The organism is Streptomyces sp. NPDC056486, from assembly GCF_042795295.1.
Lineage (GTDB): Bacteria > Actinomycetota > Actinomycetes > Streptomycetales > Streptomycetaceae > Streptomyces.
The window spans coordinates 12,879-33,314 of the sequence record NZ_JBHTSF010000009.1 but is presented as its reverse complement, the minus strand read 5'-3'; the positions used below and the strand labels follow the sequence as shown (position 1 = coordinate 33,314).

The following is a 20,436-nucleotide window of genomic DNA, read 5'->3' as shown; positions in this document are numbered from 1 at the left end:
GGAGCACCCGGCCCACTCGTATGTCCTGGCCCGGTACCACGAGATCTCCGGGAAATTCTTGTGAACACATTCACAAGCGGACTTGGGCCCAAAGTCCCGAAAGAAATGCCAGGTCAGAGTGGGTTCGCGCGATCGCAGGTGCGGAGAGAAGGGGCCTTGGGCCCTGAAGTGGGGACCATTGCGCGGCCTCTGATCGATCAAACCGGAGTGCAATGGACGCATAGCGAAAAGGCGATTCGGAAGGTGCCGGCGATGACTGCCACTCCCGCGGAAACGACAGCGCACGGTCAGGCATGGGACGGCTTCAAGGGCGGCCTGTGGCGGGATGCCATCGACGTCCGCGACTTCGTGCAGCAGAACTACACCCCCTACGAGGGCGACGACTCCTTCCTGACCGGCGCGACCGAACGCACCACCCAGGTCTGGCAGAAGCTCCTCTCGATGTTCCCCGCGGAGAACGAACGCGGCATCTACGACGTCGACGTGAAGACCCCGTCCCGCATCGACGCCTTCAGGCCCGGCTACATCGACCAGGACCGCGACCTCATCGTCGGTCTGCAGACCGACGCGCCGCTGCGCCGCGCCATCATGCCCAACGGCGGCTGGCGGATGGTCGAAAGCGCACTCAACGCCTACGGCTACGACGCCGACCCCGAGGTCAAAGAGGTCTACACGCACCTCCGCAAGACCCACAACGAAGGTGTCTTCGACGCCTATACGCCCGAGATCCGCGCCTGCCGTTCCTCGGGCATCATCACCGGCCTGCCCGATGCCTACGGCCGAGGCCGCATCCTCGGCGACTACCGCCGCGTCGCGCTCTACGGAGTCGACCGCCTCATCGCCGCGAAAGAGGCCGACAAGGCCCTGCTCGGCGAGGAATGGGCCACCGAGGACGTCATCCGCGCCCGCGAGGAGACCTCCGAGCAGATCAAGGCCCTGGGCGAACTGAAGGCCATGGCGATGTCGTACGGCCACGACATCTCCGCCCCCGCCACCACCGGCCGCGAGGCCGTCCAGTGGCTGTACTTCGCCTACCTGGCAGCCGTGAAGGAGCAGAACGGCGCGGCCATGTCGATCGGCCGCATCGACAACTTCCTCGACATCTACCTCCAGCGCGACATCGAGTCCGGCCGCATCACGGAGGCCGGGGCACAGGAGTTCATCGACGACTTCGTCATCAAGCTCCGCATCGTCCGCTTCCTGCGCACCCCCGAGTACAACGAGCTCTACTCCGGCGACCCGACCTGGGTCACCTGGTCGATGGCCGGCATCGGCGAGGACGGCCGCCCGCTGGTCTCCCGCACCACGTTCCGTGCCCTGCAGACCCTCTACAACCTGGGCCCGGCCCCCGAACCGAACCTCACGGTCTTCTGGTCGCGGGAACTGCCCAGAGGCTTCAAGGACTTCGCCGCCAAGGTCGCCATCGACACCTCGGCCATCCAGTTCGAGTCCGACGACCTGATGCGCCCCAAGTACGGCGACGACACCGCGATCGCCTGCTGTGTGTCGGCGATGGCCGTCGGCAAGCAGATGCAGTTCTTCGGAGCCCGCGTCAACGTCGCCAAGGCCCTGCTCTACGCGATCAACGGCGGCCGCGACGAGGTGACAGGACGCCGCGTCGTCGAGGGATTCGAGCCCGTCGACGGCGCATACCTGGACTATGACACCGTCGCCGAGCGCTACGACGCGATGCTCGGCTGGCTCGCCAAGACGTATGTCCACGCGCTGAACGTCATCCACTACATGCACGACAAGTACGCCTACGAACGCGTCGAGATGGCGCTGCACGACCAGGAGATCCTGCGCACGATGGCGTGCGGCATCGCGGGCCTCTCGGTCGCCGCCGACTCGCTCTCCGCCGTCAAGCACGCCAGGGTCAAGGTCATCCGCGACGAGACGGGCCTCGCCGTCGACTACGAGATCGAGGGCGACTACCCCGCCTACGGCAACAACGACGAGCGGGCCGACGTCATCGCGCGGCGGATCGTCTCGGACTTCATGGGCAAGATCCGTCGGCACCCGACCTACCGGAACGCGGTCCACACCCAGTCCGTCCTGACGATCACCTCGAACGTCGTCTACGGCAAGAAGACCGGCAACACCCCGGACGGCCGCCGCGCGGGCGAGCCGTTCGCCCCCGGCGCCAACCCGATGAACGGCCGTGACGAGCACGGCTACATCGCCTCCGCGCTGTCCGTCGCCAAGCTCGACTACGACGACGCCGAGGACGGCATCTCGCTCACCAACACCATCACGCCCGACGCCCTGGGCCGCACGCCCGGAGAGCGGATCCACAACCTCGCCGGAGTCCTCGACGGCTACATGGCCAGCGACGGCTTCCACATGAACGTCAACGTGCTCGACAAGGCGACCCTTCAGGACGCCATGGAGCACCCGGATAACTACCCGCAACTGACCATCCGGGTCTCCGGCTACGCGGTCAACTTCATCCGCCTGACCCGCGACCAGCAGCTCGACGTCATCAACCGCACCTTCCACGGCTCCCTCTGAGCCACCTGGAGCTCTGCCATGACTGCTCTGCTCGACACGGCGACCCCGGAGAACCCGGCGACCGAGAACCCGGCGACCCCGGCGGCCGCTGCCACCCGGCGTCCCGTCACCGGCTCCGTCCACTCCTGGGACCTGTCCACCGGCGTCGACGGACCCGGCTCCCGTTTCGTCACGTTCCTCTCGGGTTGCCCCCTGACCTGCCTGTACTGCCACAACCTCGACACCTGGCGGATGCGCGACGGCAAGCGGACCACCGCCGACGACGTGATCGCGGAGGCCGCCAAATACACCACGTTCATCTCGGCGGCGGGCGGCGGAGCCACCGTCAGCGGCGGCGAACCCCTCCTGCAGCCCGTCTTCACCGGCGAACTGCTGCACCGCCTCAAGCACGAACTGGGCCTGCACACCGCCCTCGACACCTCCGGCTTCCTCGGCACGCGCGCCACCGACGCCCTGCTCCGCGACGTCGACCTCGTGCTCCTGGACATCAAGTCCTGGGACCGCGAGACGTACAAGAAGGTCACCGGACGCCCGCTGCGGCCCACTCTCGACTTCGCCCACCGCCTCGCCGACCTCGGCAAGGACGTCTGGGTGCGGTTCGTCCTCGTCCCCGGCCTGACCGACGACCCTCAGAACGTCGAGGGCGTCGCCCGCTTCGCCGCCTCGCTCGGCAACGTCTCGCGCGTCGACGTGCTGCCCTTCCACAAGCTGGGCGAGGCGAAATGGGACGCTCTCGGCAAGGACTTCACCCTGCACGACACCCCCTCGCCGACCCCGGGGCAGGTGGCCACGGCCAGGGAGATCTTCGCAGCTCAGGGGCTCACGGCCGTCTGACTGCCGCCGCGACGCCCCACGGACGTACCCTGGAGGCATGAGCACCGCCCCCGCCCCCGAACCGCACGATCCGAAGGAACCGGAGACCCCGAAGGGCTCCACGGCGCCGAAGAAGCCCAAGAGCGCCCTGGTCTTCGACGACCCTCTGTCGCAGCAGTCTTCGGACGACACGGACCGCGGGTGGGGCGAGCGGCCCGCGGGCGGCGGCGACAGCGCCGCTGACCTGGCGCGCTTCCTCGACGAGAAGCCGCCCCACCACCTCTGAGCCCGCGCTACTGCCCGATCGGCCCCGGACCTGAAACCGGACCCGGACCCGAGTCCGGACCCGAGTCCGGACCCGATCCCGTGCCCCGCTGCGCGATCAGGGCGTCGCGGATCTCCTTGAGAACCTCCAGCTCCGAGATCTCGATGACCTCCTGCGTGCCCTCCTTCTCGGCCTTCCGCGCGGCCTGCCTCGCCAGGTACTTGGCCATGGGCAGCACCATCAGGAAGTAGACGACGGCCGCGGTGATGACGAAGCTGAGGGTCGAGCTGAGGACCGTGCCCCACATGATCGGGATGCCGTCGATGACCTCCCCCGAGGCGGCGTCCGTCTTGCACGGGGACTTGAGGCACGAGCTGTAGTGGTCGAGATCCTTCGTACCGAAGGCACCGACCAGCGGGTTGATGACACCCTTGACGACGGAGTTCACGACGTTCGTGAACGCGGCGCCGATGACCACCGCGACCGCCAGGTCGATGACATTGCCGCGCATCAGGAAGGCTTTGAAGCCGTCCCAGAGACCCGGTTCGTTCTTCTCGCTCACCACGAGGCCTTTCGTTGCAAGTGCAGTTCGTGAAGCAGACAGCTTCGCAAACTACGTCAGGGCCTGGCAGGACTGTCCAATTGGGTGCCACGAATGAGCGACTTGACAGGATGTCAGTGCAGTTGCACATGTCGTGAATCAGCACAGTGTCACCGCCAGTCGCATGCTGGCGCCGGCTCCGGCGAGCCGTGCCGCCGTCGACCGCGGCACGGAGAGCACGACCAACGCCCCGACCTCGGCGGCGCTCGCGGCCGCGCCCTCCGGAGGAGGCTCGGGCACCTCGGCCACCCTGGCGCCGGCAGCCATCACCCGCGACGTCGAGCCATCGGCGCCGACGACATCGACACGGTCGCCCCGGTGCAGCAGGCGCACCGTCTCCGCGTCCGCGATCCGCACCGGCGCCGTCACCAGGGCCCGGGAGCCCGTGCCCTCACGCTCCCGCGAGGGCGCGGCAGCGGCGGCCGGATGCTCACGCGGCCCCACCCGTTCGGAATCCCGCACCCGCTCTGCATCCCGCGGCCCCGCAGCCACGAGCGCCGCCGCGGTCACCGCGAGCCCCACGGCCATCGCCCGCCGTCTGTGCCGCAGCAGCCTTCGCAGCCGGTGCCGTACTTCGCCCCCACCTCGGACGCGCACGGGGGCGAAGTGCGGCACGGGACACAGCGGGGGAGGGGGAGGGGAAGAGATGTCTGAGGGAGCATGCGCCACGTCGGCCACCGCCTGCGGAGAGTCGAGAGAGCTGAGGATCTTGCCTTCCGCTCTCACGATGCAGGCCCGCGCCGAATCCCGCTGAGCCCCGTGCACTACTCGCCAGTTGTGGACAACTCCCTCACCCGAAGGGGGAGTTCCAGCCTCACATGCGTTCCTGACACCTCACGGCAGCCGAATCCCCGGCTCCATCCCACCCAGCGCCTCCGCACAAGCACAGTCCCGCCCGTCCTCCGCAGGCAGTCCCGCCACCGCGTCGAACAGCACCGTCCGCAGCCGGTCCACATTCGCCGCGAACACCTGCAGCACCTCTTCGTGCGAGACGCCCTCGCCGCTTTCCGCGCCCGCGTCCAGGTCCGTGACCAGCGTCAACGACGTGTAGCAGAGTTCCAGTTCACGGGCGAGCACAGCCTCGGGGTGCCCGGTCATGCCCACCACCGACCAGCCCTGCGCCGCGTGCCAGAGCGATTCGGCCCGGGTCGAGAACCGCGGTCCCTCGATCACCACAAGGGTTCCGCCGTCCACCGGCTCCCACTCCCGCCCGCATGCCGCCTTCAGCGCGGCGCCACGGCCCACGGGGCAGTAGGGATCGGCCAGCGACACGTGCACGACGTTCGGGACGCTCCCGTCCGGCAGCGGCACCCCGTCGAAATACGTCTGCGTACGCGTCTTGGTGCGGTCCACGAGCTGATCGGGCACCAGCAGCGTCCCGGGCCCGAACTCGGTCCGCAGTCCGCCCACCGCACACGGGCCGAGCACCTGCCGTACGCCCACGGAGCGCAACGCCCAGAGATTGGCGCGGTAGTTGATGCGATGCGGCGGCAGATGGTGTCCGCGGCCGTGCCGGGGCAGGAACGCGACCCGCCGCCCGGCGATGTCACCGATGAAGAGGGAGTCGCTCGGAGCTCCGTAGGGAGTGTCGACCTGGAGCTCGGTCACGTTGTCGAGGAAGGAGTAGAAGCCGGATCCGCCGATGACACCGATCTCGGCCCGCATCGCGTTCGCCGTGTTCGCGGTACTCGCGTTCGCCGTATTCACCATGTCCAGCACAGTAGCCGGGCCCAAAAACGCCGAAGTCCCCGCCGTCGAAGGACGGCGAGGACCTGGAAGAAAGATGTGCGCGGCGCTCTGCCCGGAGGCTAGGCGGCCGACGAGCTCGAAGAGCTGGATGAACCGGCCGACGAACCCGACGAGGAGCCGGAGGACTTCGAGTCCGACTTCGAGGAGGACGACGAAGCGCTCGCCGAGGACTTGGAGTCCGAGCCCGAGGAGTCCGACGACTTGGAGTCCGAGGACTTCGACGCGGACGCCGGGGACGGCGTGCTGCTCGACGACGAGCCGCGGCTGTCGTTGCGGTAGAAGCCGGAGCCCTTGAAGACGATGCCGACCGCAGAGAACACCTTCTTGAGGCGTCCGTCACAGCTGGGGCACACGGTCAGGGCGTCATCGGTGAACTTCTGCACCGCCTCGAGGCCCTCGCCGCATTCGGTGCACTGGTACTGGTACGTCGGCACTTGCTTCCTCCTGGCACTCTCACTCGATGAGTGCTAACGACGGTCCATAGTGACCTATTCCGCGAGATCAGTCCACCGTGACCGGCTCGCGGTGACCCACGCCACGTGCGACGGTGCGCCCGGCGGACCGCGGCACGAGCCGCGAGCGCAGGGTCACGAGCACCGTGAGCGCAAGGGCCGTACCGCCGAGCGGCACCAGGAATCCGGCGCCGTCCCAGAAGCGGTCCTCCAGCTGTCCGGCGACCGTGACGGCGGCCGCCTGGCCGAGCGCGACCGCGCCGGTGAGCCAGGTGAACGCCTCGGTCCTGCCGGTCGGGTCCACGAGACGGTCCACCAGCGTGTAGCCGGTGATCAGCGCGGGTGCGATGCAGACGCCGACCAGGAGACCGAGCCCGGCGAGCAGCACCACGGAGTGCGCGGCCCACAGCCCGGAAGCCATCAGGGTCAGCGCCGAGTACCCGACGAGGAGGCGCCGTTGCGGGGCGATCTTCCAGACGATGGCGCCGCAGATGAGACCGGAGAGCATGTTGCCCGCCGCGAAGGTGCCGTACAGGACGCCGTTCAGACCGGGTTCGCCGATGGACTCGGTGAAGGCGGCCAGCGAGACCTGCATGCCGCCGAAGACGGCGCCGATGCCCAGGAAGGTCGCGATAAGGACCCGCACACCGGGGATCCGCAGTGCCGAGACGTGCTCCACGCGCGCGTGCTCGTCGCGGGAGGCGGGCTTGGGCTGGGTGCTCTTCTGCGCGGCGAACAGCAGGCCGCCCACCAGCGTGAGTCCGGCCTCCGTGAAGAGTCCGGCCGCCGGGTCGATGGTCGTGCACAGCGCGGTCGCGAAGAGCGGGCCGAGGACGAACGTCAGCTCGTCCGTGACCGATTCGAAGGCGGCCGCCGTGCCCGCAAGCGGGGAGTCCTGGAGCTTGACGCCCCAGCGGGCCCGCACCATGGGGCTGATCTGCGGCTGCGAGGCGCCGGTGGGCACCGCGGCCACGAAGAGCGCCCACAAGGGGGCGTCGGAGAGCGCGAGCATCGTCAGGGCGAGCACCGACACCGTGTGGACGAGCACGCCCGGCACGAGGACGGCCCGCTGGCCGAACCGGTCGGCGAGCTTGCCGCCGAAGGGGGCGAACACCGCCATGGAGACACCGGTGACGGCCGATACGGCGCCCGCGACGCCGTACGAGCCGGTGGTGTGCTGCACAAGGAGGACGATGGAGATGGTCAGCATCGCGAAGGGCTGTCGCGCCGCGAAGCCGGGCAGGAGAAACGTCCAGGCGCCGCGGGTGCGCAGCAGCTGTCCGTATCCCGGGCGGGAGGTGACCGTGGATGCCACGGCCCGTGCCTTTCTGCCGCCTGGTAGCGCGGCCCCAATTCAGGGGGACGGCGCCGAGAGCTGTCCTCTTGCGCGGAACTGCGGTAGATGCCGGTTGCCCACTGCGAGGACACGCGGCCGCCATACGGTCGGCGCCAGCTCTGCTTCAGACAGAGTTGGTTCGATCAGTTGTTACAGAAGAAGTCTGCGTTCATCGTACAGGGAATGTGGCCCCTGAGGCCTGTGAATGCAGAGATTGAGGCGCCCATCACCTGCGATTGCCCTTCCTCTCCGGCTCCTGACCAGTGGTTCCCAGCCATCCGGCCAGCTTTCCGCCCTGTCCGACTGCCCGCAGCCGTCGCTCAGCGGCGTCCCGCACCGGGTCGGTCGCGACCACCAGGAGTTCGTCCCCGCGCTGCAGCACGGTCGTGGGCTGCGGAACGAACGATTCGCCGTTGCGAACGACGAGCGTGACCGCGGCCCCCGCGGGCATCCGCAGCTCGCCCACCTCGACGCCGTGCATCCGCGATCCCTTCGGGATCGCCACCGAGAGCAGATGTCCGCGAAGCCGCTCCAGGGGTGCCGACTCGACGCCCAGGTCGGCGGCGCCCGAAGAGTCGCCCAGGCGCAGCTTCTTGGCCAGCCACGGCAGCGTAGGACCCTGGATGAGGGTGTAGACGACGACCAGGACGAAGACGATGTTGAAGATCCGCTGGCTGTCGTCGACGCCGTTCACCATCGGAATCGTGGCCAGGATGATGGGCACGGCTCCGCGCAGGCCTGCCCAGGACATCAGGGCCTTCTCCTGCCAGGGCATGCGGAACGGCAGCAGGCTGGCGATGACCCCCAGAGGCCTTGCCACCATGGTCAGGATCAAGCCGATGATGATCGCGGGCCAGGTGTCGTCGAGCAGGTCGTGCGGGGTGACCAGGAGGCCGAGCAGGACGAACATGCCGATCTGCGCGATCCAGCCGAGCCCTTCGGCGAAGCCCCGGGTGGCGGGCCAGTGAGGCAGTTTGGCGTTGCCGAGGGCCATCGAGGCGAGGTAGACGGCGAGGAATCCACTGCCGTGCGCCATGGCTCCTGCCGCGTAGGCGGCGACCGCGATGGCCATCACGGCGATGGGGTAGAGGCCGGACGCGGGCAGCGCCACGTGCCGCAGGCCGTAGGCGCCGAGCCAGCCCACCGCGATGCCGATCGCGGCACCGATCGCCAGCTCCAGGGCGATCTCGGCGAGCAGGACGTACCAGTGCTCCACGGGTCCTGCCGTGGAGAAGGCCACGACCAGGATCACCACAGGAGCGTCGTTGAACCCCGATTCCGCTTCCAGGATGCCCGTCACACGTGAGGGCAGCGGCACCTTCCGCAGCACGGAGAAGACCGCCGCCGCGTCCGTGGAGGAGACCACGGCGCCGATGATGAGCGCCTGCCGCCACTCGAGGCCGACCAGGTAATGGGCACCGGCGGCCGTCACGCCGACGCTCACCGCGATGCCGGCGAGCGACAGGACGGCGGCCGCGGGCAGCGCGGGTTTGATCTCTTTCCACTTCGTGCCGAGGCCGCCCTCGGCCAGGATCACGACGAGCGCCGCATAGCCGATGACCTGCGTCATCTCCGCGTTGTTGAACGTGACGTTGCCGAGGCCGTCCTGGCCCATGGCAATGCCGATGCCGAGGTAGAGCAGCAGGCTGGGGAGCCCGCTGCGCGACGAGATGCGGACCGCCGCGACCGCGACGAGCAGGACGAGCGAGCAGACGAGCAGAAGCTGGTTGAGGTGGTGGACAGTCAGGGGCCGTTCCTTCCTCCGCGTGTGCCAAGTACTTCGTTACCTTACCTAATTGTTAACGCTTCCTTGACGCCTTCGAACGCCCATACGATAAGTCGAGATGTAGGTTCCTGACTCCGCGTCCGGGGCCGCAGTGCCCTGCGCCTATGGTTGCTCCAGCGCTCCCACCACCGCCCAGCCAGCCCTGCCGCTCGCGTAAGGACAGCAAGGACAGCGATGCCGTCGAATACCACCGCCTCTTCCGGTCATAAGTCCGGCAAGAAGAAGGGGCGCCGAGCCCGCCTCATCGTGATCGTCCTGGTCCTGGCCATCGTGGCGGGCATCGGTTACGGCGCCTACTGGAGCGTCAGTACGGTGCGAGCCTCCTTCCCGCAGACGAAGGGGACGATCAAACTCGACGGTCTCTCCGGTCCCGTCGACGTGAAGCGTGACGGCAACGGCATCCCGCAGATCTACGCCGAGTCCGACGCCGATCTGTTCATGGCCCAGGGCTTCGTCCAGGCGCAGGACCGCTTCTGGGAGATGGACGTCCGCCGTCATACGACCTCCGGTCGCCTCTCCGAGATGTTCGGAAAGAGTCAGGTAAAGACTGATGAATTCCTGCGGACGCTCGGTTGGCACCGCGTGGCGCAGAAGGAGTACGACTCCAAGCTCTCGCCCGCGACGAAGAAGTACCTCCAGGCGTACTCCAAGGGAGTCAACGCCTACTTGAAGGACAAGGGCGGCAAGGACATCTCCTTGGAGTACGCCGCCCTTGGCTTCACCAACGACTACGCGCCCCAGAAGTGGACCCCCGTCGACTCCGTGGCGTGGCTCAAGGCCATGGCCTGGGACCTGCGCGGCAACATGCAGGACGAGATCGACCGCTCGTTGATGACCAGCCGCCTGGGCCCGTCCCAGATCAAGGACCTGTACCCGGAGTACCCGTACGACCGGAACAAGCCGATCGTCCAGGAGGGCGCCTACAACAGCGTCACCAAGGAGTACGAGGGCAAGGGCAGCGCGGGCAGTCAGTCGCAGTCACAGACCGGCGGCGCCGCCGGCACGGGCCTTGCGGGCAACACCCAGGCGCCCGGCGGACTGCAGTCACAGCTTTCGGGTATCTCCGACGTCCTGGACAGCGTCCCGGACGCGGGCCTCGGCCCGAACGGCAACGGCATCGGCTCCAATTCCTGGGTGGTCTCCGGCGACCACACGATCACCGGGAAACCCCTGCTCGCCAACGATCCGCACCTGTCACCGCAGCTGCCCTCCACCTGGTACCAGATGGGCCTGCACTGCCGGACGGTCTCCAAGGACTGCCAGTACGACGTCTCCGGCTACACCTTCGCCGGGATGCCCGGCGTGGTCATCGGCCACAACCAGGACATCGCCTGGGGCATGACGAACCTCGGCGCCGACGTCACCGACCTCTACCTCGAGAAGTTCGAGGGCGACGGCTACGAGTACGACGACAAGGTGCTGCCCTTCAAGTCCCGCGTGGAGACCATCAAGGTCGCGGGCGGCAAATCCAAGAAGATCACCGTCCGGGAGACCGGTAACGGGCCTCTGCTGTCCGACCGTGACACCGAACTGGGGAAGGTCGGCAAGAAGGCCACGGTCGACAGCGCCGCCCCCGACCGGGGCGACGGCTACGGAGTCTCGCTGCGCTGGACCGCGCTGAAGCCGGGCAAGTCGATGGACGCCGTCTTCGAGCTGAACAAGGCGAAGAACTTCCCGCAATTCCGCAAGGCGGCCTCTTCTTTTGAAGTGCCCTCGCAGAACCTGATCTACGCGGACACCAAGGGCCACATCGGCTACCAGGCACCCGGCAAGATCCCGGTACGCGGCAAGGGCGACGGCGCGCTGCCAGCGCCCGGCTGGGACTCCGACTACCGCTGGACGGGATACATCCCGCAGTCCGCGCTGCCCTACGAGTACGACCCGAAGCGCGGCTACATCGTGACCGCGAACCAGGCCGTCGTCGGCAAGGACTACCCGTACAAGCTCACGTCGGACTGGGGCTACGGGGCGCGCAGCCAGCGCATCACCGATCTGATCCAGTCGAAGATCAAGAACGGTGGGAAGGTCTCCACCGAGGACATGCGCACGATGCAGATGGACAACAGCAGCGAGATCGCCAAGGTGCTCGTGCCCAAGCTGTTGAAGATCGACGTCAAGGACAGCTACGTCCGTGAGGCGCAGAAGCTCCTCGAGGGCTGGGACTACACCCAGGACCCCGACTCGGCTGCCGCCGCGTACTTCAACTCGGTCTGGCGCAACATCCTCAAGCTCTCCATCGGCAACAAGCTGCCCAAGGAGCTGCGGGTCAAGGGCCAGTGCCTGAACGTCGATCCCGCCGGGAACACGGGCCCCGCCGACGAGGCGGAGCCGGTGCGCGAGTGCGGCCAGCGGGACGCGGAATCCGCGCAGCCCGACGGCGGCGACCGCTACTACGAAGTGATCCGGTCGATCCTCGACGACGAGAAGAACGACTGGTGGAAGTCGCCCAAGACCCGCACGGACGCCGAGACCAAGACCCGCGACCAGCTGTTCGGCCGGGCCCTCGAGGACGCGCGCTGGGACCTGACGGCCAAGCTCGGCAAGGACGTCGACACCTGGAGCTGGGGCCGCCTGCACCGGCTGACCCTGAAGAACCAGACCCTGGGCGTCGAAGGCCCCGGCTGGCTCCAGTTCATGCTCAACCGCGGCCCGTTCAAGCTGGGCGGCGGCGAGGCGGCGGTCAACGCCACCGGCTGGAACGCGGCGGGCGGCTACGGCGTGCAGTGGGTGCCGTCGATGCGCATGGTGGTGAACCTCGACGACCTCGACAAGTCGAAGTGGATCAACCTCACCGGTGCTTCGGGGCACGCCTACAGCGCGCACTACACCGACCAGACCAGCAAATGGGTCAAGGGTGAGCTGCTGCCGTGGTCCTTCTCCGAGAAGGCCGTGAAGGGCAGCACGAACGACTCCCTGGTGCTGCGGCCCTGAGCAGCCGCACGGAACAGTGAAAGGGCCCGCCACGCGCGCGGGGGGGGCCCTTTCACGTACGGAGGGGGTCAGCGGAAGCGGCGTACTCCCGAGGGGGTGACGACGGCGTGCACCGGCCTGTCGTGCGCCTCCTGGGGGACGCGGGCGACGACCTCCGTGTCGTACAGGAGCACCACCAGGGCGGGATCGGCCTTGGCACGCCCGAGCCGGTCGAGCACCCTGTCGTACGACCCGCCGCCGCGCCCGAGCCGCATCCCGCGCTCGTCCACGGCCAGACCCGGAAGCAGCACGGCGTCCGCCGCCACGACGGCATCGGGCCCGAGCCGCGCCCCCGAGGGCTCCAAGAGGTCCATCTTTCCCGGGTGTTGCACACGGGCCAGCGAGGCCCCGCCCTCATAGGCGGCCCAGTCCAGGTCGTTGTCCGCGAGGAGCACCGGCAGCAGGACCCGCGTCCCGCGCGCGTGGAGGGCGTCAAGGAGCGCGCGCGTCCCAGGTTCGCTCCCCACGGAGACGTACGCCGCGACCGTGCGCGCCCCGGCGAGCTCCGGCAGCTCCAGCGCGCGGTCGGCGAGAACCGCGGCGGACTTCTGCGCGTCATCCCTTGTCAACCGGCGTCTCACCGCGAGGAATTCTCCGCGCAACGTGCGCTTGGTTGGCTTGTCCGAGCCGGTTTCTTCCATGATGCGCTCACAAATCCTTCCAGGTGCGCTCATATGAGAACAAAATGTTCTCACCCACAGATTTCGCACATACTCACCGGTTATGGTTACGGACATGACTGAGTCTCACCCCCCAAGGATCAGCAAGGCTGTCATCCCCGCAGCAGGTCTGGGCACCCGGTTCCTGCCGGCCACCAAGGCCACTCCGAAGGAGATGCTGCCGGTCGTCGACAAGCCGGCGATTCAGTACGTGGTCGAGGAGGCCGCCTCCGCCGGCCTCGATGACGTCCTCATGATCACGGGCCGCAACAAGCGCCCCCTGGAGGACCACTTCGACCGCAACTACGAACTGGAGTCGGCCCTTCTCAAGAAGGGCGACGAGGCGAGACTCGCGAAGGTCCAGGAATCCAGCGACCTCGCGACCATGCACTACGTACGCCAGGGCGACCCCAAGGGACTCGGTCACGCCGTCCTGTGCGCTGCCCCGCACGTCGGCAACGAACCGTTCGCGGTGCTCCTGGGCGACGACCTCATCGACCCGCGCGACCCGCTCCTCGCCCGCATGGTCGAGGTCCAGGAGCGGCACGGCGGCAGCGTCATCGCCCTCATGGAGGTGGCCCCGGAGCAGATCCACCTCTACGGCTGCGCGGCCGTGGACGCCACGGACGAGGGCGACGTCGTCAAGGTGACAGGCCTGGTCGAGAAGCCCGACGCGGCGGACGCCCCCAGCAACTACGCGATCATCGGCCGGTACGTCCTCGACCCCCACGTCTTCGACATACTGCGCAAGACCGAGCCCGGCCGCGGCGGCGAGATCCAGCTCACCGACGCCCTCCAGCAGCTCGCCGTCGACGAGAAGGTCGGCGGCCCCGTGCACGGCGTCGTCTTCAAGGGCCGCCGCTATGACACCGGCGACCGCGGCGACTATCTGCGTGCCATTGTCAGACTCGCGTGCGAACGTGAAGACCTGGGCCCGGACTTCCAGGCCTGGCTTCGCAGTTACGTGTCCGAGGAGATGTAGCACTTTGAGCAGCAGCGCGACGACCGAAGTCACCGGCCAGGAACATGTCTGGTCGGTGAGCGAGCACCTGGACGACATCCTCGGATCCGTCCGCCCCCTGGAGCCCATCGAGCTCCAACTCCTCGATGCCCAGGGTTGCGTCCTCGTCGAGGACGTCACGGTGCCCGTCTCGCTGCCGCCCTTCGACAACAGCTCCATGGACGGTTACGCGGTCCGGGTCGCCGACATCGCGGGCGCGAGCGAGGAGTTCCCCGCCGTCCTGACGGTCATCGGCGACGTGGCCGCGGGCCAGGGCGAGCAGCCCACCGTCGGCGCGGGCCAGGCCGCCCGCATCATGACCGGCGCCCCGCTGCCGCCCGGCGCCGAGGCCGTCGTCCCCGTGGAGTGGACCGACGGAGGCCTCGGCGAAGGCCCCGTCTCCGGGATGCGCGCGCACAGCGCCGCCCCTGACGGAGCCTCCGGAGAGGTCCGCGTGCACCGCCCCGCCGAGGCACGCGCACACGTGCGGGCGCGTGGCAGCGACGTACAGGCCGGCGACCGCGCGCTGACGGCGGGCACGGTCCTCGGCGCCCCACAGATCGGCCTGCTCGCCGCGATCGGCCGCGGCACGGTCAAGGTGCGCCCGCGCCCCCGCGTGGTCGTCATGTCCACCGGCAGCGAACTGATCCAGCCCGGCGAAGAGTTGGCGAAGGGCCAGATCTTCGACTCCAACAGCTTCGCCCTCACCGCCGCGGCCCGCGAGGCCGGAGCGATCGCCTACCGCGTGGGCGCGGTCGCCGACGACGCCGAGACGCTGCGCTCCACCATCGAGGACCAGCTGATCCGCGCCGACCTCATCGTCACCACGGGCGGCGTCAGCGTCGGCGCGTACGACGTCGTGAAGGAAGCACTCTCCTCCGTGGGCGACGAAGACGAGGACGGCAGCGGCATCGAGTTCCGCAAGCTCGCCATGCAGCCGGGCAAGCCGCAGGGCTTCGGCTCCATCGGCCCCGACCACACCCCGCTGCTCGCGCTGCCGGGCAACCCGGTGTCGTCGTACGTCTCCTTCGAGCTCTTCGTACGTCCCGCGGTGCGCGCCCTGATGGGCCTCCCGGACGTCCACAGGGCCACGGCGCGTGCGGTGCTCAGCGCCGACAAGACGCTGACCTCGCCCGCCGGAAAGCGGCAGTTCCTGCGCGGGCAGTACGACGCCGATGCGGGCAGCGTGCGGCCCGTGGGCGGCGCGGGCTCCCACCTCGTCGCGGCCCTCGCGCACGCGGACGCGCTGATCGTCGTCCCGGAGGACACCACATCGGTGGAGCCGGGCGCCGACGTCGAAGTGGTCCTGCTCGGCTGAAAGGCGCGCCCGCGCGGTACGGTGTCGCGCACATAGGCCCCCTTGCGCCGCACCGCGGGAGGCCCGGACCGGGAGCGCCACAGCACATGACCGCGATTTCCCGGGGGGAGACCCCCGGACCCTCTGAGCACCAGAGACTGACGCACATCGATGAGGCGGGCGCCGCCCGCATGGTCGACGTATCCGCGAAGGACGTGACCGCGCGCATCGCCCGCGCCAGTGGCCGCGTCCTGGTCTCGCCCCGCGTGATCGAGCTGCTGCGCGGTGAGGGCGTCCCCAAGGGCGACGCCCTCGCCACCGCGCGGATCGCGGGCATCATGGGCGCCAAGCGCACGCCCGACCTGATCCCGCTCTGCCATCCGCTGGCCGTCTCCGGAGTGAAACTGGACCTCTCCGTGGCGGACGACGCCGTCGAGATCCTCGCCACGGTGAAGACGACGGACCGTACGGGCGTCGAGATGGAGGCCCTCACCGCGGTGACCGTGGCCGCCCTCACGGTGATCGACATGGTCAAGGCCGTCGACAAGGGCGCGGTCATCACGGACGTACGCGTCGAGGAGAAATCGGGCGGTAAGTCCGGGGACTGGAGCCGAGAAGGAGCCGGATCATGACGGCCTACCGCGCCCTCGTCGTCACGGCATCCAACCGCGCGTCCGCCGGCGTCTACGCCGACCGGGGCGGGCCGATCATCGCCGACGCGCTGTCCGCGCTCGGCTTTCAGGTCGAAGGCCCCCAGGTCGTCCCCGACGGCGAACCCGTCGAGCAGGCTCTGCGCGACGGAGCCGACGCCGGATACGACGTGATCCTCACCACAGGCGGCACCGGCATCTCGCCCACCGACCGCACCCCCGAAGCCACCCGCGCCGTCATCGACCACGAAGTTCCGGGCATCCCAGAGGCGATTCGCGCGTACGGCAGACAGAAGGTGCCCACGGCCGCGCTGTCCCGCGGTCTCGCCGGAGTCGCCGGGCGCACGCTGATCGTGAACCTGCCGGGCTCCACCGGCGGCGTACGGGACGGGATCGCCGTCCTGGAGCCCCTCCTCACGCACGCCATCGAGCAGCTCAGGGGCGGCGACCATCCCAGACCTCCAGGCGGTGCGAGCTGAACAGCCCTTCCTGGCCCGTCGAACTGACGGACGGCGATGTCGCCCTCCGCCCGATAAAGATGCGCGACCAGCGGCCGTGGCGTGAGGTCAACCGGCGCAACCGGGACTGGCTGCGCCCCTGGGAGGCGACGATCCCGCCGCCCACGCCCAGCGGCCCGATCGTGCACCGTCCGACGTACCGTCAGATGGTCAGGCACCTGCGCGCCGAGGCGCACGCCGGGCGCATGCTGCCTTTCGTGATCGAGTACCAGGGGCGTCTCGTCGGGCAGTTGACGGTCGCCGGGATCACCTGGGGATCGATGTGCTCGGGCCATGTCGGCTACTGGGTCGACCAGTCGGTCGCGGGCCGCGGCGTGATGCCGACCGCCGTCGCTCTCGCGGTCGACCATTGCTTCCGATCGGTCGGACTGCACCGTATCGAGGTCTGTATTCGCCCTGAGAACGGGCCGAGCCGCAGGGTCGTGGAGAAACTCGGATTCCGCGAGGAGGGGCTTCGTCCACGGTATCTCCACATCGATGGCGCCTGGCGGGACCATCTCGTCTTCGCGCTCACCGCGGAAGAGGTACCGGAAGGGTTGCTCCGGCGCTGGCACCAGGCACGACCTCGGAACACCGCGTAAATAGAATAAGTGTTTGAAATAAAGCGGTGATCGACCGTCTGAGGCCCGACTTGGTCCCTCTAGAGCATTAATTTCACGATCTCGGTGACCTGTTGATCGCATCAGTCACAAAAAAAGTTCGAGATATCAGCGAGATCGTGCGACACACCGGCTCAATTGGCAGATGGCCTCAAGCAAACCCCTCTACCGTGTGAGGCGTGAGCAGCAGCGGCCTCATCTACGCAGTCATCGTCGGGGCCTGGGCCGCCTACTTGGTGCCGATGTGGCTCCGTAGGCAGGACGAGCTCAATGAAGCCCGTCCGACGGAACGCTTCAGCACCGCCATCCGGCTCCTGTCCGGACGGGCGGGGATGGAGCGCCGATACGCCAAGGACCTGCAAGCGCGCTCGCCTGAAGAGGAGGAGTCGCGCGCCCCGGACAATGCCACCGGCTCGGTGGACGTCCGGGCCTTCGTCGCGCCCCCGCATCGACAGGATCGGCAGGGCGGGCAGGAAGAGCGGCCCGAGCCGCAGGGCAAGGCGCCGGTCAAACACCAGGCGCAGCAGCCCTCGGTGAGACCGCCCGCGCAGCAGTCTCCGTCGCGGTCCCAGGCGCAGCAGCCTCCGCAGCGGCCCCAGACACCACAGCCTTCACAGCGGTCTCAGGCACAGCCCGCGGCGAAGTCCCCGGCCAAGCGCTCCGTGCGGGCGCAGGTGAACACCCCGGCGCCTACTCCGGCGCCGACCGGCGCGCGGCCTCAGCAGTCGCCCGCCCAACGGGCCGCGTCGGCGGAAGCCGCCGCGCGCGCCCGGCGCTCGAAGGTGCTCGCGCGCCGTCGGCGTACGACGGTGATGCTGTTCGTCGCCTTCACGCTCGGCGCGGTCGTCGCCGCGGTGGGCGGGCTCGCGTTCCTCTGGGCGCCCGCCGCACCGGCCGCGCTCCTGAGCGCGTACATCGTGTACCTGCGAGGCCAGGAGCGGCGCCGCTTCACCTACACCATGGACCGGCGCCGGGCCGAGGTCGCGGCGCAGCGGCTGCGGGAACGTCAGCCGCGCAGGCGTGCGTCGGGTGGCGCGGAAGCCGTCGTCGACGACGCGGAGGAAGGACCTGCGCCCGAGACGGAGACCGGACTTTCCGCGCTCGCCGCCGACCGCCGCGCCCTGGTCGAGCAGACCGACCACGCGGAGTGGGTGGACCAGCAGCGTGAGCGGCAGCGCCGCCCCGGGCACGGCGACAGCTGGGACCCGGTGCCGGTGCCCCTGCCGACGTACGTGACCGCGCCGGTCGCCCCGCGGGCCACCGGTGACGTCGACTTGAGCGCACCCGACGCCTGGAGCTCGGCGCGGTCGAGCTCCGTGGGCCCCGCCGCCGATGAGGCGGGCGGCGAGGCGGACGGGAGCGAGTACGCCGGGGCCACCGAGGCCTCCGAGGCCACCGAGTACACGGGGGACGGCGAGGGCGCGGAAGGTGCCGACGGCGTGGACGGAGTCGACGGCCGCAGTGACGCGCGGCGGGCTGCTTCCGCACGCCGGGCGCGCGAGCGCGGACGTACGCCGCTCTTCGATCAGTACGACGACGGGGAGCGGCCGCGGGCCGCCAACGAGTGAGGCCTGACCAGGCTGGTGGCCAGGCATGTGACCAGGCAGGTCACCAGCCAGGAACGGATTTCCGAGCACCCGGATCGGGATGCTAGAGTTTCACTCGTTGCAAGGGCCTGTGGCGCAGTCTGGTAGCGCACCTCGTTCGCATCGAGGGGGTCTGGGGTTCAAATCCCCACAGGTCCACTGCACATGAGATCCCGTCCAGTTCATCGAACTGGGCGGGATCTTTGCGTGTGCCTCAGACGCGCGGCATGGGGAACTACAGCTGCTTCGCGAAGCAGCGGCTCAGGTCCTCGAAGCGGTAGTGACCGAACTTGGCGGGGGCCGGGGTGTAGCCGGTCGAGGTGTAGAGGGCTATGGCCTCCGGCTGCTTCGTGCCCGTCTCCAGGACCATGCGTATACGGCCCGCGCCCCTCGCGTCGTCCTCCAGGGCCGCCAGAATGCGGCGGGCCAGGCCGAGGCCGCGGGCCTCCGGGATGACGTACATGCGCTTGATCTCGGCGTCGCCGTCCGCGTAGCCCTCGTCGTTCTCCTCGTGGCCGCGCCAGCCGCCGGTGGCCAGCGGGGTGCCGTTCTCGTCGTAGGCGAGGAGGTAAAGGCCGAGCGGGGCGGCGAACATGGCCGGGTCGAGGGGTGTGACGTCGCCCTCATCGCCGTACCGCTCCGCGTACTCGAGCTGTACGCGGTCGTTGAGCTTGACCGCGTCGGGGTGGTCGAAAGGGGTGGGGCGCAGCTCGACGGAGGGCCGCTGCAAGGGTGACTGGATACTCATGCGAACCATCGTACTTCTATGCGGTGGAGTGCGGTCATCCATCAAGTGTGCCGGTATCGTTCCGGGATGCTCACCGTGACCAGTGTGAATGTAAATGGGCTGCGCGCCGCTGCCAAGAAGGGCTTCGTGGAGTGGCTCGCCGAGACCTCGGCCGACGTGCTCTGCCTCCAGGAGGTGCGGGCCGAGCCGCAGCAGTTGCCCGAGGAGGTACGGGACCCCGAGGGCTGGCACGTCACGCACGCGCCGGCCGCCGCCAAGGGGCGCGCGGGTGTCTCCCTCTATACGCGCCGTGAGCCGGACCGGGTGCAGATCGGGTTCGGGTCACAGGAGTTCGACGGCAGTGGGCGCTACGTCGAGGCCGATCTGCCCGGCGTCACGGTCGCCAGCCTCTACCTGCCCTCCGGCGAGGTCGGCACGGAGCGCCAGGACGAGAAGATCCGCTTCATGGGGGAGTTCCTCACGTACCTGAAGGGGCTCAAGAAGCGGGCCGCCGCCGAGGGGCGCCAGGTCGTGGTCTGCGGTGACTGGAACATCGCGCACCAGGAGGCCGACCTCAAGAACTGGAAGGGCAACAAGAAGAACTCGGGCTTCCTGCCCGAGGAGCGTGCCTGGCTCAGCGAGGTCTTCGAAGGGGATGCCGACGACGGGGGTGCCGGGTACGTCGACGTGGTGCGCGGGCTGCATCCCGACGTCGAGGGGCCCTACTCCTGGTGGTCCTACCGGGGGCGCGCCTTCGACAATGACACGGGATGGCGCATCGATTACCAGGTGACGACGCCGGGGCTCGCGGAGCGCGCGGTCAAGGGGTTCGTGGAGCGGGCGGCCAGTCATGAGGAGCGGTGGTCGGACCACGCGCCCGTCACGGTGGTCTACGACATGTGAGACCGCGCGGCGGC

Annotated in this window: 19 protein-coding genes and 1 tRNA gene; 12 read left to right on the top strand and 8 right to left on the bottom strand. The window is 68.9% G+C overall.

Annotation, left to right across the window (positions count from 1 at the left end):
* The first annotated feature begins 252 nt into the window (after positions 1–252).
* The 3 genes from pflB to ACFQ7F_RS06635 are packed head-to-tail and all read left to right on the top strand — an operon-like array spanning position 253 to position 3,610.
* A complete protein-coding gene (gene pflB, locus ACFQ7F_RS06645) occupies positions 253–2,511 on the top strand; it encodes a formate C-acetyltransferase (RefSeq protein WP_383267073.1) in 2,259 nt (752 codons plus the stop codon).
* Positions 2,512–2,529: 18 nt separating this feature from the next.
* Positions 2,530–3,345 carry a pyruvate formate-lyase-activating protein gene (gene pflA, locus ACFQ7F_RS06640; protein WP_383267070.1) on the top strand — a complete coding sequence of 272 codons (816 nt, stop codon included), beginning with the start codon at positions 2,530–2,532 and terminating at the stop codon, positions 3,343–3,345.
* Positions 3,346–3,382: 37 nt separating this feature from the next.
* Entirely contained in the window at positions 3,383–3,610 is a 228-nt protein-coding gene (locus tag ACFQ7F_RS06635) for a hypothetical protein (RefSeq protein ID WP_383267068.1), read from the top strand.
* Between the two features lie 7 nt (positions 3,611–3,617).
* On the opposite strand, the gene mscL is transcribed toward ACFQ7F_RS06635, so the two are convergent.
* From mscL to ACFQ7F_RS06605, 6 genes are all read right to left on the bottom strand, one after another.
* The gene (mscL, locus tag ACFQ7F_RS06630) at positions 3,618–4,154 is read right to left on the bottom strand and encodes a large conductance mechanosensitive channel protein MscL (protein ID WP_383267065.1); all 537 of its coding nucleotides are present in this window, start codon (positions 4,152–4,154) and stop codon (positions 3,618–3,620) included.
* Positions 4,155–4,289: 135 nt separating this feature from the next.
* Complete coding sequence (locus tag ACFQ7F_RS06625; protein WP_383267064.1) at positions 4,290–4,805, bottom strand: hypothetical protein; 516 nt, start codon at positions 4,803–4,805, stop codon at positions 4,290–4,292.
* Between the two features lie 219 nt (positions 4,806–5,024).
* Positions 5,025–5,900 carry an S-methyl-5'-thioadenosine phosphorylase gene (locus ACFQ7F_RS06620; RefSeq protein ID WP_383267061.1) on the bottom strand — a complete coding sequence of 292 codons (876 nt, stop codon included), beginning with the start codon at positions 5,898–5,900 and terminating at the stop codon, positions 5,025–5,027.
* Positions 5,901–5,998: 98 nt separating this feature from the next.
* Positions 5,999–6,373, bottom strand: coding sequence for an FmdB family zinc ribbon protein (locus ACFQ7F_RS06615; RefSeq protein WP_383267057.1), 375 nt, complete (start codon positions 6,371–6,373; stop codon positions 5,999–6,001).
* 67 nt (positions 6,374–6,440) lie between these two features.
* Positions 6,441–7,706: an MFS transporter gene (locus ACFQ7F_RS06610; RefSeq protein ID WP_383267055.1), complete on the bottom strand. Its 1,266-nt coding sequence runs from the start codon at positions 7,704–7,706 to the stop codon at positions 6,441–6,443.
* 247 nt (positions 7,707–7,953) lie between these two features.
* Positions 7,954–9,474, bottom strand: coding sequence for a potassium/proton antiporter (locus ACFQ7F_RS06605; RefSeq protein WP_383267239.1), 1,521 nt, complete (start codon positions 9,472–9,474; stop codon positions 7,954–7,956).
* A 213-nt stretch (positions 9,475–9,687) separates the two neighbouring features.
* On the opposite strand from ACFQ7F_RS06605, the gene ACFQ7F_RS06600 reads away from it, so the two are divergent.
* Positions 9,688–12,444, top strand: a complete 2,757-nt coding sequence (locus tag ACFQ7F_RS06600; protein ID WP_383267053.1) for a penicillin acylase family protein — start codon at positions 9,688–9,690, stop codon at positions 12,442–12,444.
* 68 nt (positions 12,445–12,512) lie between these two features.
* Here ACFQ7F_RS06600 and ACFQ7F_RS06595 read toward each other — a convergent pair whose 3' ends face one another.
* Positions 12,513–13,124 carry a 5-formyltetrahydrofolate cyclo-ligase gene (locus ACFQ7F_RS06595; RefSeq protein WP_383267050.1) on the bottom strand — a complete coding sequence of 204 codons (612 nt, stop codon included), beginning with the start codon at positions 13,122–13,124 and terminating at the stop codon, positions 12,513–12,515.
* Between the two features lie 94 nt (positions 13,125–13,218).
* On the opposite strand from ACFQ7F_RS06595, the gene galU reads away from it, so the two are divergent.
* The 7 genes from galU (at position 13,219) to ACFQ7F_RS06560 (ending at position 18,951) form a co-directional block, all read left to right on the top strand.
* Positions 13,219–14,124 (top strand): UTP--glucose-1-phosphate uridylyltransferase GalU, encoded by a 906-nt coding sequence (gene galU, locus ACFQ7F_RS06590; RefSeq protein WP_351162871.1) that lies wholly within the window; start codon positions 13,219–13,221, stop codon positions 14,122–14,124.
* A 4-nt stretch (positions 14,125–14,128) separates the two neighbouring features.
* On the top strand, positions 14,129–15,460 hold the full coding sequence (glp, locus tag ACFQ7F_RS06585; protein ID WP_383267047.1) for a gephyrin-like molybdotransferase Glp: 1,332 nt from the start codon (positions 14,129–14,131) through the stop codon (positions 15,458–15,460).
* Between the two features lie 86 nt (positions 15,461–15,546).
* Positions 15,547–16,071: a cyclic pyranopterin monophosphate synthase MoaC gene (gene moaC / locus ACFQ7F_RS06580; RefSeq protein ID WP_383267045.1), complete on the top strand. Its 525-nt coding sequence runs from the start codon at positions 15,547–15,549 to the stop codon at positions 16,069–16,071.
* Positions 16,068–16,568 (top strand): molybdenum cofactor biosynthesis protein B, encoded by a 501-nt coding sequence (locus tag ACFQ7F_RS06575; protein WP_383267042.1) that lies wholly within the window; start codon positions 16,068–16,070, stop codon positions 16,566–16,568. The genes moaC and ACFQ7F_RS06575 overlap by 4 nt, the downstream gene beginning before the upstream one ends.
* Positions 16,565–17,188, top strand: a complete 624-nt coding sequence (locus ACFQ7F_RS06570; protein WP_272902883.1) for a GNAT family N-acetyltransferase — start codon at positions 16,565–16,567, stop codon at positions 17,186–17,188. Before ACFQ7F_RS06575 ends, ACFQ7F_RS06570 begins: the two co-directional genes overlap by 4 nt.
* A gap of 197 nt (positions 17,189–17,385) precedes the next feature.
* Entirely contained in the window at positions 17,386–18,774 is a 1,389-nt protein-coding gene (gene glpR / locus ACFQ7F_RS06565) for a gephyrin-like molybdotransferase receptor GlpR (RefSeq protein WP_383267039.1), read from the top strand.
* A 103-nt stretch (positions 18,775–18,877) separates the two neighbouring features.
* A tRNA-Ala gene (locus ACFQ7F_RS06560) sits at positions 18,878–18,951 on the top strand.
* A gap of 76 nt (positions 18,952–19,027) precedes the next feature.
* On the opposite strand, the gene ACFQ7F_RS06555 is transcribed toward ACFQ7F_RS06560, so the two are convergent.
* The gene (locus ACFQ7F_RS06555; protein ID WP_383267037.1) at positions 19,028–19,540 is read right to left on the bottom strand and encodes a GNAT family N-acetyltransferase; all 513 of its coding nucleotides are present in this window, start codon (positions 19,538–19,540) and stop codon (positions 19,028–19,030) included.
* 66 nt (positions 19,541–19,606) lie between these two features.
* On the opposite strand from ACFQ7F_RS06555, the gene ACFQ7F_RS06550 reads away from it, so the two are divergent.
* Positions 19,607–20,422, top strand: coding sequence for an exodeoxyribonuclease III (locus ACFQ7F_RS06550; protein WP_383267034.1), 816 nt, complete (start codon positions 19,607–19,609; stop codon positions 20,420–20,422).
* Positions 20,423–20,436: the final 14 nt, after the last annotated feature.